15 protein-coding genes and 1 pseudogene are annotated in these 13,680 nt (G+C 30.5%); 8 read left to right on the top strand and 8 right to left on the bottom strand.

Going from position 1 to position 13,680, the window contains the following annotated elements; all coding sequences use genetic code 11:
• Positions 1-199: 199 nt before the first annotated feature.
• Positions 200-535: a single-stranded DNA-binding protein gene (locus tag CLV86_RS09730; RefSeq protein ID WP_121051955.1), complete on the bottom strand. Its 336-nt coding sequence runs from the start codon at positions 533-535 to the stop codon at positions 200-202.
• A 169-nt stretch (positions 536-704) separates the two neighbouring features.
• Between CLV86_RS09730 and CLV86_RS09725 the strand changes: the two genes are divergently transcribed.
• Positions 705-1,202 (top strand): GNAT family N-acetyltransferase, encoded by a 498-nt coding sequence (locus tag CLV86_RS09725; protein WP_121051953.1) that lies wholly within the window; start codon positions 705-707, stop codon positions 1,200-1,202.
• The gene (locus CLV86_RS09720) at positions 1,183-1,530 is read left to right on the top strand and encodes a hypothetical protein (protein ID WP_121051951.1); all 348 of its coding nucleotides are present in this window, start codon (positions 1,183-1,185) and stop codon (positions 1,528-1,530) included. Before CLV86_RS09725 ends, CLV86_RS09720 begins: the two co-directional genes overlap by 20 nt.
• Before the next feature lie 22 nt (positions 1,531-1,552).
• On the opposite strand, the gene CLV86_RS09715 is transcribed toward CLV86_RS09720, so the two are convergent.
• From CLV86_RS09715 to CLV86_RS09700, 4 genes are all read right to left on the bottom strand, one after another.
• Positions 1,553-2,029 carry a CBS domain-containing protein gene (locus tag CLV86_RS09715; RefSeq protein WP_076734334.1) on the bottom strand — a complete coding sequence of 159 codons (477 nt, stop codon included), beginning with the start codon at positions 2,027-2,029 and terminating at the stop codon, positions 1,553-1,555.
• Between the two features lie 171 nt (positions 2,030-2,200).
• On the bottom strand, positions 2,201-4,294 hold the full coding sequence (locus CLV86_RS09710; RefSeq protein WP_121051949.1) for a M13 family metallopeptidase: 2,094 nt from the start codon (positions 4,292-4,294) through the stop codon (positions 2,201-2,203).
• Positions 4,295-4,414: 120 nt separating this feature from the next.
• A complete protein-coding gene (locus CLV86_RS09705; protein WP_121051947.1) occupies positions 4,415-4,948 on the bottom strand; it encodes a nuclear transport factor 2 family protein in 534 nt (177 codons plus the stop codon).
• The gene (locus tag CLV86_RS09700) at positions 4,945-5,466 is read right to left on the bottom strand and encodes a hypothetical protein (protein WP_121051945.1); all 522 of its coding nucleotides are present in this window, start codon (positions 5,464-5,466) and stop codon (positions 4,945-4,947) included. The genes CLV86_RS09705 and CLV86_RS09700 overlap by 4 nt, the downstream gene beginning before the upstream one ends.
• A 157-nt stretch (positions 5,467-5,623) precedes the next feature.
• Between CLV86_RS09700 and CLV86_RS09695 the strand changes: the two genes are divergently transcribed.
• Entirely contained in the window at positions 5,624-6,574 is a 951-nt protein-coding gene (locus CLV86_RS09695; protein ID WP_076731668.1) for an NAD-dependent epimerase/dehydratase family protein, read from the top strand.
• A 21-nt stretch (positions 6,575-6,595) separates the two neighbouring features.
• On the opposite strand, the gene trpS is transcribed toward CLV86_RS09695, so the two are convergent.
• Entirely contained in the window at positions 6,596-7,564 is a 969-nt protein-coding gene (trpS, locus tag CLV86_RS09690; RefSeq protein WP_121051943.1) for a tryptophan--tRNA ligase, read from the bottom strand.
• 129 nt (positions 7,565-7,693) lie between these two features.
• Between trpS and CLV86_RS09685 the strand changes: the two genes are divergently transcribed.
• Complete coding sequence (locus tag CLV86_RS09685; RefSeq protein WP_121051941.1) at positions 7,694-8,434, top strand: lysophospholipid acyltransferase family protein; 741 nt, start codon at positions 7,694-7,696, stop codon at positions 8,432-8,434.
• 19 nt (positions 8,435-8,453) lie between these two features.
• On the opposite strand, the gene CLV86_RS09680 is transcribed toward CLV86_RS09685, so the two are convergent.
• Positions 8,454-9,242, bottom strand: a complete 789-nt coding sequence (locus CLV86_RS09680; RefSeq protein WP_198033383.1) for a TerB family tellurite resistance protein — start codon at positions 9,240-9,242, stop codon at positions 8,454-8,456.
• Positions 9,243-9,513: 271 nt separating this feature from the next.
• Here CLV86_RS09680 and CLV86_RS09675 point away from each other — a divergent pair, with 271 nt between their 5' ends.
• The 4 genes and pseudogenes from CLV86_RS09675 to CLV86_RS09660 all read left to right on the top strand — a co-directional run bounded on the left by CLV86_RS09675 (position 9,514) and on the right by CLV86_RS09660 (position 12,427).
• Positions 9,514-9,924: a BrxA/BrxB family bacilliredoxin gene (locus CLV86_RS09675; protein WP_121051939.1), complete on the top strand. Its 411-nt coding sequence runs from the start codon at positions 9,514-9,516 to the stop codon at positions 9,922-9,924.
• Between the two features lie 117 nt (positions 9,925-10,041).
• Positions 10,042-10,779: a lysophospholipid acyltransferase family protein gene (locus CLV86_RS09670; protein WP_076731663.1), complete on the top strand. Its 738-nt coding sequence runs from the start codon at positions 10,042-10,044 to the stop codon at positions 10,777-10,779.
• Between the two features lie 4 nt (positions 10,780-10,783).
• Positions 10,784-11,770 (top strand): acyl-ACP desaturase, encoded by a 987-nt coding sequence (locus tag CLV86_RS09665; RefSeq protein WP_121051936.1) that lies wholly within the window; start codon positions 10,784-10,786, stop codon positions 11,768-11,770.
• Between the two features lies 1 nt (position 11,771).
• Positions 11,772-12,427 (top strand): annotated as a pseudogene (locus tag CLV86_RS09660) (HD domain-containing protein).
• A gap of 204 nt (positions 12,428-12,631) precedes the next feature.
• Here CLV86_RS09660 and CLV86_RS09655 read toward each other — a convergent pair.
• Positions 12,632-13,501, bottom strand: coding sequence for an AraC family transcriptional regulator (locus tag CLV86_RS09655; protein WP_076731660.1), 870 nt, complete (start codon positions 13,499-13,501; stop codon positions 12,632-12,634).
• Positions 13,502-13,680: the final 179 nt, after the last annotated feature.

Raw genomic sequence — 13,680 nt, 5'->3', positions numbered from 1 at the left:
AAAGGAGAAACAGAATTAGCAATAGACTGTGGTAATAACTGCACAGAAGAGCAACACCAAATGAACAGACGTTCTCAGTTTAGAATCATGAGCGGTGGACCTAAAGCTAATTAAAAAACATCTAAACAAAAGTTTAACCAACTAATACAACCAACAAAAAAAGCCGCAACTTAGTTGCGGCTTTTTTATTTTTTAAAATTTATTTCCCTCCTAACATTAATAATTCATTACAAACAACTTCTGTTGTATAACGCTTTATACCATCTTTATCTTCCCATGCACGAGTTGTTAGTTTTCCATCTATAGCAACCTCTTTCCCTTTTACCATATATTTCTCAATAACATCTGCTGTTTTTCCCCAAGCAACTACTTGATGCCATTGGGTATCTATAATTTTTTCACCTTGCGAGTTTTTGTAACTTTCATTTGTTGCTAAAGTAAATTTCGCAAGTTTTTTACCGGATTCTAAATTAACAATTTCTGGATCTTTACCTAAATTACCAATTAACTGTACTCTGTTTCTTAACGTATTCATAAGATAAGTTTATTTTAATATTGAATGTCATTAGTTCGATTCAACACTGCAAAGATGCGATGCAGAGAAAGAATTAAACGGTATTTACACATTTAATGTCGGATGTAAACATTTGTAGTCGTTTGTAAACGAATAAATTGTATCTTACAAATCAACTATTTAGAAATAAATGATTATTAATATAGAAACCAAAAGGCTTATACTTAGAGATATAAGAACTGAAGATTTAAATGGTATGTTTGAATTAGATTCTAATCCAAATGTTCATAAATATTTAGGTAATAATCCTGTTAAAACTAAATCTGAATCTTTAAAATATATTGAAAAAAAAACCAAACAATTTATTGGTTGGTCTGGTATAAAATTTAATACAGGACCAAAAGAAGCTTTAGGAAGCAAAACAGATTTTTACGATATTGGATACCGCTTTATTGAGCGCTATTGGAATAAAGGTTACGCAACAGAAACTGCTATTGTAGCTCTTGATTACGGTTTTAAAGAATTAAAATTAAAAACTATTGTAGGTGCTGCAGAAATTGGAAATATAGCATCAAATAGAATTCTTGAAAAAATAGGTTTAAAATATAAAGAGCAATTTCCATTTGAAAATGAATTGATTAATTGGTACGAATTAAACACAGAAGACTATGCAAAAAAAATGTCCTGAATGTGGTGATAAAATTGTTGGGAGAATAGATAAAAAATTCTGCAGCGATGGATGCAGAAATGCACACAACAATAAAGTAAATAAAGATGGAAAAAATCTTATACGTAATATAAATAACCGACTACGTAAAAATTGGCGAATTTTAGAAAGTTTAAATCCAGAACAGAAAACAAAAACTACTAAAACGAAATTAGAAGCTAAAGGATTCGATTTTAATTATTTTACAAGCATTTACACAACAAAAGCAGGCAAAGTGTATTACTTTGTATACGACCAAGGTTATTTGCCTTTAGAAGGCGAATATTATGCTATAGTAAAGAGAAATTAAACTTATTTAATGTAAACAAATATTAAGGCTTCCAATTTTGTTGTTTTAATTGCATAGCAGCTTTTAAAATATCTTTTTGGCTTATTTGCCCAACTAATTTTCCGTTTTCAACAATAGGAAAACGTCTTCTTTTTGAGGTTAAAAAAACTTGTGCAGCATCAAATACATTTAGATTACCATCTATAGTTTCAACATTAGTTATCATATGTTTTTCAATAGAATTATTATCCATTGGCATGTTATGATACCTACTATCGCTAATTTGTTTGATACAATCACCTTCAGAAATAATTCCAATTAATTCATTATTATCATTTACAACTGGACCTCCAGAAATTTTATATTTAATTAATGCATCTACAACTTCTTCTACTGTTTGTGTAGCTTTAAAAGTTATTAAATCGCGTGTCATAAAATCACTCACTTTAAAATTTTCTTTTAAAATACTATTATTTTGCTGAGTCACTTTTCGTGCTCCTTGAAAGCTTTTAATTCCCATAATTTTAAGTTTTTTTGACATTAACAAACAACTTAAATCTACTCATTTTTAGACTTTTAACCTAATTATTTAATAAATTTTAGTATTTAAAGTTATGCGTAAATAGATATTAAAATAAAAAAGACCTCGTAAAAAACGAGGTCTTTTTAAATTATTTATTACAAAATTTTACTACCAAATTCTCACACGCTTCTCTGGCGCTATATACATTTTATCACCTTCTTTAATATTAAAAGCTTCGTAAAATGCATCTACGTTTAAAAGTGGTTGTACAGCTCTATTCATTCCAGGAGAATGTGGATCTGTTTTAATTTTAGTTTTTAAAGCATCGTCTCTCATTTTAGTTCTCCAAACTGTTGCCCAACTCATAAAGAAACGTTGCTCTGGTGTAAAACCATCAATATTTTCTGGTCTTCCAGATTCTTCATAACTTAACTGTAAAGCATCATAGGCAGCTAAAACACCTCCTAAATCACCTATGTTTTCACCTAGAGTAAATTTACCGTTTATGTTAACTTCTGGTAACACTTCAATAGCATCGTATTGTGCTGCTAAATCTGCTCCTAAGCCTTCAAATTTTGTTAAGTCTTCTTTAGTCCACCAATCGTTTAAGTTTCCATCTTTATCGTAACGTGATCCAGAATCGTCAAAACTATGAGAAATTTCATGACCTATTACTGCTCCAATCCCACCATAATTTACCGCGTCGTCTGCTGTATAATTATAGAAAGGTGGTTGTAATATTGCTGCAGGAAATACAATTTCGTTATATGATGGGTTAAAGTAAGCATTTACTACTTGAGGCGCCATATACCACTCGGTCTTATCTACTGGTTTTCCTAATTTATCGATATCTTTTTTAAAGTTCCAAGCTCTAGCATTTAAAGAGTTTTGAAGATATGATCCTCCTTCTTCGGTACTTTTTATCTCTAAAGCAGAGTAGTCTTTCCACTTGTCTGGATAAGCGATTTTAACTTGAGTAGCTTTTAATTTTTCTATAGCCTTTTCTTTAGTTTCTGGGCTCATCCACTCTAAATTATTAATTCTGTTTTCGAATGCTAAAATTACATTCTGAATCATTTTCTCTGCTTTTGCTTTTGCTTCTGGTGGAAATTTTCTTTCTACATAAAGTTTTCCTAAAGCTTCTCCTAAAGTTCCATTTACACTTCCTAATGCACGTTCATCTAAAGCACGTTGTTTTTTAGCTCCATTTAAAGTTTTACCATAAAACTCCCAATTTGCCTTGTCTAATTCTGTAGATAAACGACCTGCAGCATTATCAAATGTATGCCATCTTAAATAGGCTTTCCAATCGCTTACATTACCTTCTGCTAGAATTTCTTGTAAACGATTATAATATCCTAAATCCCCAACAATTACTGTGTCTAAGTTTTTTGCTCCAATACCATCAAAGAAATTTCTCCAATTTACAGCTGGCACCATTTTTTGTAATTCTTCAATTGATCTTGGATTGTAACGTTTACGAGCATCACGCCTATCTACTTTATCCATTTTAGCTTCTGCTATACGTGTTTCGAAGGCTAAAATTTTATTGGCTTGCTCTTTTGCTTCTTCTTCTGTATCTCCTAAATACTGTAACATTCTAGAAACATGTTCTAAATATTTTGCTCTTTTTTCTTTAGAATCTTCATCGTCTTTTACATAGTAATCTCTGTCTGGCAATCCTGTACTACCTCCTCCAACATAGGCAACATTTCTATTACTATCTTTTGGATCACTTCCTACACCAAAACCGTAAAGTCCGCCACCACCTTTAGGCTCCATCTCTATCATGTAAGCTTGCAAGTCTTCGATTGTTTTTATAGCTTCAATTTTAGCTAAATATGGCTCTAAAGGTTTTATACCTTGTTCGTCTCTACCCACAGTATCCATTATTGTTTGAAAATAATGTACTGCTTTTTCTTGGTCTGATCCTGGAAGAACTTTAATAGTTTCCATTTCTTCATTGGTATTCATAGCTGCTTTTAATATAGCTAAAGCATCTGCATCGGTATTTTTTCTAAGTTCAGAAAAACTTCCCCAAGTAGAACGATCGTCTGGAATTTCGTTTGTTTCCAACCACTTTCCGTTTACATATCTAAAGAAATCGTCGTTTGGCTTAACAGATTTATCCATAAAATCTAGGTTAATACCTGGTGTTTCTTCAAGTTTTACCATTTCTTTTTTAGGTTCTTCTTTACAAGCAACAACAGTTGCAATAGCAAAAGCACCTAATAATGATAATTTAGTGATTTTAGTTTTCATTTGTTTTAGTCTTTAGTTGATATTTAGCGTGTAATTTACACAGATATTTAGTAATTTTTATTTGATTTAACATAAAAAGAAGTTTTAACTAAAATATTGTAGACATTAATAAGTATATACTTACTTAAGTTTTAGCTTTTTAATATAAACACTATCAAAACTAGTTTTTAATTTTACAACTTCTGTTACATTTTCATTGGGAATAGTTATAGATAAAACGTAATGAGCCACTTTCCACTGGTTGTTTTCAAGTTTTAAAATACCAGATCCTCTACATAATTTCATTTGAGTGTCTAACAACTCATCAAACCAAGCTATTTTATGGTTGTCGTAAACATAAATATTTCTATCTACAGTAGTAAAACTCCAAGCTTTACCTTTATCGAAATATGGTTTTGAAAAAGATTTAAAGGCATCGTTTTGCCAATTTTCTGTAGCATCTGTACCAATAAAAACTCCATCATCTGTCATTAAATTAAAGTAGTTATCGAAATTTGCTTCTGTTGCTGCTTTATGCCAATTATCTAATGTTGTATTAATATTTGTTTCTATTTCTTTAATTGAGATAGTTTGATCTTTATCTGTATTTACTTTTACTTCTGTTTTACAAGATACTAAAAGTAATCCTGCTAAAAATGGTATAATTATTCTCATAACGAATCTGGTTTTATAATGTTTTGTGCTTCTTTTTCAAACTTTTTATTTATTTGAAGTGTAACGTATGAAAAAGATTGAAACAACTCTTTTACACCTATTAACTTTTCTTTTTTACTAGAAGTATTTAGGTTTATTATTTCTCTAAATTTTAAAAGTTTTGTTCTTAAAATTAAAATTCTTGCATTAATTGATTCACTATTAATAGCTTCTGGAATAGTAGTTTCTAAATCGTTTAATATTGTTATAAAAACCTGGTCGTCTGTTTTAAAAAACTTAAAATCACCTTGCTTTACTTCTTCTATAGCTCTATATACTATATTATAAGCTTCCCAAGAATCTAAAGTTACTCTTGCTTTATTGTCTATACCGTATTCAATAAAATTTATTTTAGAAATATCTTCTTTAGTTATTTTTGTTGAGTCGTTTACCTCTACACTAGTTTCTATTGAAGAATTTGACTTATTATTACAAGATGAAAGTATTATTAAAAAGGCTAATATAATTATGTGTTTCATTTTAAATTTATATTGTTTATTACAAATATATTGTATTCAAGCTTTTAAGTTCTTAGTTATATCATAAAAATAAAGTCTCTTTATTAATATTTTAGTTTTAACTAAATGTTGAATAAAATCTTATTATTTTTGGGACACATTTTACACCTTAATAGTTATGTCATCTAAAATTTTAATTATTGGAGCTTGTGGCCAAATAGGCTCTGAACTAACATATAAACTTAGAGAAATCCACGGAGACGACAATGTAATTGCTAGCGATATTAGCTATAATAACCTTGGCATTGTTAATTCTGGAATTTTTGAAATTATAGATGCTATGGATTATAAATCCATTCTTGTTTGTGTAGAGAAGCATAAAATTGATACTATTTATTTAATGGCTGCTATGTTAAGTGCAACTGGAGAAAAATACCCAATGAAAGCATGGGATTTAAATATGACTTCTCTATTTCATGTTCTTGATCTTGCAAAAGCTAAATTTATTAAAAAAGTATTTTGGCCTTCTAGTATTGCTGTTTTTGGACCTTCTACTCCTAAGGAAAATACACCACAATATACAACCATGGAACCAACAACTGTTTATGGTATTACTAAACAAGTTGGAGAACGTTGGTGTGAGTATTATAACGAAAAATACGATGTAGATGTAAGAAGTATTCGTTATCCTGGCATTATTAGCTGGAAAACTTTACCTGGTGGTGGTACTACAGATTATGCTGTTGAAATTTACCATAAAGCACTAGAAGAAAGCAAATACGAATGTTTTTTATCTGAAAAAACTGCGTTACCAATGTTATTTATGGACGATGCTATTAAAGCAACGGTAGATATTATGGAGGCTAAACCTGAAGCTATTAAAATAAGATCGTCTTATAATTTATCTGGAATTAGTTTTACACCAGAAGAAATTGCGTTATCAATACAAAAGCATATTCCAGACTTTAAAATGAGTTACAATCCAGATTTTAGACAAAAAATTGCAGATTCATGGCCAAAAAGTATTGACGATACTCAAGCTCGTGAGCAATGGAACTGGAAACATAGCTTTGACCTAGAAGCTATTACTAAAGAAATGTTGACGCAACTAAAAGCTACTAAAAAATAGCTTTTAATTACGCATAAATTATTAATACCCAACTTTAGCTCTAACACGCTTTAAAACAGCATCCGCAACAACTCGTGCTTTTTCTGCGCCTTTGGCTAATGCATCTTCTATTTTGTCTAAATTACTCATGTAATAATTGTAACGTTCTCTTTGTGTTTCGAACGTTTTTAATATTAATTCAAACAAGGCTTGTTTAGCATGACCATAACCGTAATTACCATTTTCGTAATTAGCTTTCATTGTTGCTATTTCTGCTTCAGAAGCCATTAAACTATAAATTGCAAAACAATTACATGTAGACCAATCTTTAGGGTCTTCTAATGCTGTACTATCGGTTTCAATACTCATTATTTGTTTACGCAGTTTCTTTTCTGGTAAAAAAATGTTTATTGTATTTCCTTTACTCTTACTCATTTTAGCACCATCTGTTCCTGGAATTATCTTACCATCTTCCTTTAATTCACTTTTAGGAATAACAAAAGTTTCTCCCATTTTTGCGTGAAAACGCGAAGCTACATCACGAGTCATTTCTATATGTTGCAATTGGTCTTTACCAACAGGAATAATTTCGGCATCATACAATAAAATATCTGCAGCCATAAGCATTGGGTATGTAAACAAACCAGAGTTTACATCCTCTAACCTATCTGCTTTATCCTTAAAACTATGTGCTAATGTTAAACGTTGGTACGGAAAAAAACAACTTAAATACCAAGACAATTCTGTTGTTTGTGGTATATCACTTTGTCTATAAAAAACTGTTTTTTCTATATCTAAACCTAAAGCTAACCATGTTGCTGCTGTAGAATACATGTTATTTCTAAGTGTTTCACCATCTTTTATTTGAGTTAAAGAGTGCATATCTGCAATAAATAAAAACGATTCGTTTGCTGTATCGTTTGCTAAATCCATTGCCGGTATTAAAGCTCCTAAAATGTTTCCTAAATGTGGTGTTCCTGTACATTGTATTCCTGTAAGTATTCTTGCCATGGTACTTTCTGCTAAATCTTAAATTTTTAATGCGAATTATTTAAAATTCGACGTAATTCTATTCTGAAAAAACAAAGGTATTTTTTTTCGTTTAAAATAGCTCAAAACAATTATGTATTTTTGGTGGCTATGATTGTATTTAAATACATTTTTTGGTTTTTATATCGTATTTGGTTTTACATATTGGTTGCATTACCAATTATAATTATGTTTCCATTACTTATTCTTTCTATTTTAAAAGAATCTTGGTATCCATTCTTTTTTAAGTTGGCTCGTATTTGGGCTCGCTTTATATTAATAGGCATGGGTTTTAAAACTAAAACTATTAAAGAGCAATATCCTGAAAAAAACAAGAGTTATATGTTTATAGCTAACCATACCTCTATGGCAGATATTATGCTAATGTTGGTTACTGTAAAAAATCCATTTGTATTTGTTGGTAAAGCAGAGTTAGCAAAAATTCCTTTATTTGGCTTTTTTTACAAGCGTACTTGTATTTTAGTAGATAGAAATAGCCCTAAAAGTAGACAAGCCGTTTTTTTAAGAGCTCAAAAACGCTTAAAGCAAGGTTTAAGTGTTTGTATTTTTCCTGAAGGTTTAGTGCCAGAAGAACATATTCTTTTAACAGATTTTAAAGATGGTGCTTTCCGTTTAGCCATTAATCACCAAATACCTATTGTACCTATTACTTTTGGAGATAATAAAGAACGTTTTTCTTATACTTTTTTTAGCGGAAGTCCTGGAAAAATGAGAGTGAAAATTCACAAATTTATAAAGACTGAAGGCTTAACTAAAGAAGATGCTAAGAACATAAACGAGCAGTCTAGAGCTGTTATTTACAATCAGTTATTGGCTTTTGGGAGTAAATAGGTTAACTGCTAACTAAATTTTAAAATCCACGCTCTTTTTGCAGCTGTTCGTAAGCTTTTTGTACTTGTTTAAATTTGTCTTCGGCTCCTTTTTTATGTTCCTCTCCTAAGTGCTCTACTTTATCTGGATGGTATTTTTTAGCCATTTTTCTATAGGCTTTTTTAATCTCGTCGTTAGTAGCAGATTTTGTAATTTCTAGAATTTTATAAGCATTATTACTGCTATTATAAAACATTGCTTTTATACTATTATAATCTCCTGAACTAATCCCTAAATAACCTGCAATAGTATAAATTTGGCGCTCTTCATCTTCGGTTACCATACCATCTGCTTTAGCAATATTAAATAAGAAATGCATAAGTTGTAAGCGAGAGGCATGATCCATCATTTGTTGTATTTGCATACAAACTTGACGTAGTGGTATGGTTTGCTGGCTTACTTTTTTAAATAATGAAAACGCTTTATTAGCCCTATCCTTACCATACATACTAACAAACTGAGAGCGCACATAATCCAACTCACGTTGATCTTGTTTACCATCTGCCTTTATAACTACGGTTGCCAAAATTAGTAAGCTTACCTCAAAATCTCCAGAAGTAGTTTGTGCTCTTCTTTGTTGCTGCGTTCTATAATTTGGTCGTCTTTGTCTACCTCTTGTTTGCTGGGTATCACTATCTCCTAATAAAAAACCTCCATTTCCAGAAGCAAAGGCATCACCAATACTGCCTAATGCTAATCCAATTATTGCCCCTATTGGTCCTCCAAAAGACCAGCCTAATGTGGCGCCAATCCATTTTAATCCACTCATTATTTTACCATTGTTTTTTAAGATTGTAAATATAATACTTTGTTAGTTGTCAATACTCTTGTTTTGTTACAACTATTATTTGATATGTACATTAAGAATTTTCACGTTTAAATAGCATAATCTAACTTTTTAAAGTTTTTGCTAAAAAGAGAATAATAATAGTCTGACCTTATGGCACCATAAAAGATATAAGGCAATGCCATATTAATTATTGCATGGTTTTTGATTAACTTTGCATAAGTAGATATAATAATATTAAAAAATAGAAGATATGTATCCAGCAGAAATGGTAAAACCTATGAGCGAAGATTTAACAAATGCAGGTTTTGAAGCATTACACACAGCAGAGTCTGTTGACGAAGCTATAAGAAGAGAAGGAACTACTTTAGTGGTGGTAAACTCGGTTTGTGGTTGTGCAGCAGCAAATGCACGTCCAGGTGCAAAAATGAGTTTAAATAACGATAAAAAACCTACCAATATTGTTACTGTATTTGCAGGTGTAGATAAAGAAGCAGTAAACCAAGCAAGAACACATATGGTACCTTTTCCTCCAAGTTCGCCAAGTATGGCTTTATTTAAAAATGGAGAATTGGTACATATGCTAGAACGTCATCACATTGAAGGTAGACCTGCAGAATTAATTGCAGAAAATTTAATGGATGCTTATAACGAACATTGTTAGAAAACATTAAGTTTTTATAGCAGCTTATTAATAGTATTTAGTACTAAGTATTATTTAAAAACCACGTTTTTTAAACGTGGTTTTTTTATTTTTGAAAGATAGATTTATTACTACATCATGAGAAAAATTCTAGCATACCCTTTAACATGTATTTATTTCCTATTTTTTGGGCTAACTCTACTAGTTTTTCACCCAATACAATGGTTTTGCTTTAATGTTTTTGGTTACACTGCACATAAAAAAAGTGTAGATATTTTACAGTTTTTTTTAATGCGTTGTATTAACCTCTTAGGTTCTACGCATCAATTTATTAATCCTTATAAGCTAGATAATTCTCAACCTGTAATAATAGTTTCCAACCATCAAAGTATGGCAGACATTCCACCATTAATGTGGTATTTTAGAAAGCATCATGTAAAGTTTGTTAGTAAGAAAGAGTTAGGCAAAGGTCTACCTAGTGTTTCTTATAATTTACGACATGGAGGCTCTGCTTTAATAGACCGTAAAAATCCTAGACAAGCTATTGCAGCTATTAGAAAATTTGCAGATTACATAGAAACTACAAACCGTGCAGCAGTTATTTTTCCTGAAGGCACTAGAAGTCGTGACGGTAAACCTAAAGCTTTCCACACAAAAGGTTTAGCAACATTAATAAAATATGTACCAAGTGCTATTATAGTTCCTGTTACTATTAACAACTCGTGGAAAAACTTACGTTATGGTAAATTTCCAATGGGAATTGGAAATCATTTAACCTTTACAGCGCATAAACCTGTTAAACCTAGTGATTTTGAAACTCAAGAGTTATTACTCAATCATATTGAAAATACAATTAAGAACAGTGTAATACTATAAAGTTATGTCAATAAAAAATGTAAGATTAGAAGTGATGAATTTTCTGGAAAAAGACATAGAATCACTTATAGAAAAATATTTAATTCCTGTTGAAACCATATGGCAACCATCGGACTTTTTACCAAACTCTGAAGGCCCAAACTTTTTTGAAGAAGTAAAAGAAATAAGAGAACTCTCTAAGGAATTGTCTTATGATTTTTGGGTAGTTTTAGTTGGAGATATGATTACCGAAGAAGCGTTACCAACCTACGAATCTTGGCTAATGGATGTTGAAGGTGTAAATCAAGTAGGTAGAAATGGATGGGCAAAATGGGTAAGACATTGGACGGCCGAAGAAAACCGTCATGGAGATGTTTTAAACAAATACCTATATCTTTCTGGACGTGTAAACATGAAAGAAATAGAACAAACTACACAGCACCTTATTGCAGATGGATTTGATATTGGCACAGCTCAAGATCCTTATAAAAACTTTGTTTATACTAGTTTTCAAGAATTAGCAACTTACGTATCTCACAATCGTGTTGCAAAATTAGCAAAGCAAAAAGGCAATAAGCAATTAGCTAAAATGTGTAAAATTATTTCTGGAGACGAAATGAGACATCACCATGCTTATAGTGAATTTGTAGAGCGTATTTTTGCTGTAGATCCAAGCCAAATGATGTTAGCATTTCAATATATGATGAAACAAAAAATTACTATGCCTGCTCATTTTTTAAGAGAATCTGGAGGAAAAATTAGTACTATTTTTGAAGAATTCTCTAATACAGCACAACGTATTGGTGTTTATACATCTATGGATTATATAGAAATTCTACAAAAATTAATTAAACGTTGGGAAATTGATAAAATCACAGACCTTACAGATGAAGCCGAAAAAGCTCGTGACTATTTAATGAAACTACCTTCTAGAATGATACGCTTAGCAGAACGCATGAAAATTCCAGAAAACTCTTATCAATTTAAATGGGTTGAACCAGCAAAACTATAATATGTTTAATCAAGATATAATTGAAGCTACCAAGGCGTTTGTAAAAAAAGAATTTGTTGGCGCCGAAGGTGGACACGATTGGTTTCATACTTTAAGAGTTTACAACAATAGTTTACTTATTGCAAAAACAGAAAATGCCAACGCTTTAGTAATTGCATTAGGCGCACTACTTCACGATATTGCAGACAGCAAGTTTTATAATGGAGACGATAGTGTTGGGCCTAAAAAAGCAAGAGAGTTTCTTTTTAAACTAAATGTAGATTCTGCAATAATAGAACACGTTGTTGCTATTATTGAAAACATCTCTTTTAGTTCTAATATTGGCAAAAAAACACTTTCAACTCTATAGAATTACAAGTGGTACAAGATGCAGATCGCCTAGACGCAATTGGAGCAATTGGTATTGCACGTACTTTTAATTATGGTGGTTTTAAAAATAGAGCGCTTTATAATCCAGATATTAAGCCAAATCTTAATATGACTAAAGCAGAATATAAAGCATCAACAGCGCCAACCATTAATCATTTTCATGAGAAACTATTACTTTTAAAAGACACTATGAATACCAAAACAGCCAAAAAAATTGCCAAACAACGCCATAATTATATGGTTGGTTTTTTAGACCAGTTTTATGGAGAGTGTAATGGAGATCGTTAATAAATTAAATAAAAGTGAAAACTACCAAACCAAGATTAATTTTATACGTGGTTTTAATTATAGCCGTTTTTACCAACTTTATTTTTAATGGCTTTTCACAAAATTTTATAGACTATAAAAGCTTATGCTTTGCAATATTGCTTTTAGCAATTGTTTTATTAAGTACATTCCGTATAAAAAAAGAATAATTGAAACCTAATAAGATTATTGTATAATCTGCTTCATTTCACCTCTATATTTAGATGCATTTTTTCCAGTAATTTCTTTAAACAACTTATTAAAGTGAGAAAAGTTATTAAAACCACATTCAAAACATACATCTGTAATACTCATTTGTGTTTCTACTAATAGTTTTGTGGCATGTACAACTCTATATTCGTTCACCAATTTTGTAAACGTTTTACCTGTTGCCTTTTTAAAATAACGACAAAAAGCTGGCACCGTCATACTCACTTGTTCAGCAATAGTATCTAAACTAATATGTTCTTTAAAATTACTATATACGTATTTATAAACAATATCTATTTTTGCATTGTCTTGTAAATGGGTTTCAAAAGCATAGCCGTCTGCATTTAATAATGTATAATCTTCTGCTTCTGCTAAAATATTAAGGATATCCAACAACTTTATAACACGTTTAAATCCTTCATATTTAGGAAGTTTTGTTATTTTATCGCCTACCTTTTTCTTTGTTTCTGGTTGAAAAAGCACTCCTTTTTTTGCGCGTTCTAATAATAAAGAAATACTTGCCATTTGTGGAAGGCTAAAAAAATCTTTACCTAAAAATTCTGGATGAAACTGTATTAAGGTTTCTTTACCTTTAGCCGTTAGCCTATTTTCGAATCCGTTATGTGGTAAATATGAACCTATTAATAAAAGTTGACTATTATTAAAGTAAGACATATGATTACCAATATGTCTTCTACCTTTACCTTTATTTACATAAACTAGTTCTATTTCTGGATGAAAATGCCAAAAAGCCTGGTCTCTTTTTCTCTTTTTTAATTTATTTACTGCTAAAATAGAGTTTCCAAATCCAGGAGAAATTTTTTCTAAAATGGGTTTGTTATTCAAATGAATGTATGTTTTAAAATTAATGTAAAATTAATACTTCTGTTTTTAAAAATATATACAAAATTATCTTTTATTTATCTTATTTTAACCTTAACACCCATTAAACACTTTAAAAGTGTTAATATAACATATATATTAGCAAAAATAGACGTTTTCTAGACTACCCATTACGCATACCT

It is taken from the genome of Lacinutrix venerupis (genome assembly GCF_003663945.1).
Lineage (GTDB): Bacteria > Bacteroidota > Bacteroidia > Flavobacteriales > Flavobacteriaceae > Lacinutrix > Lacinutrix venerupis.
This window is presented reverse-complemented; position numbering and strand designations above follow the sequence as displayed.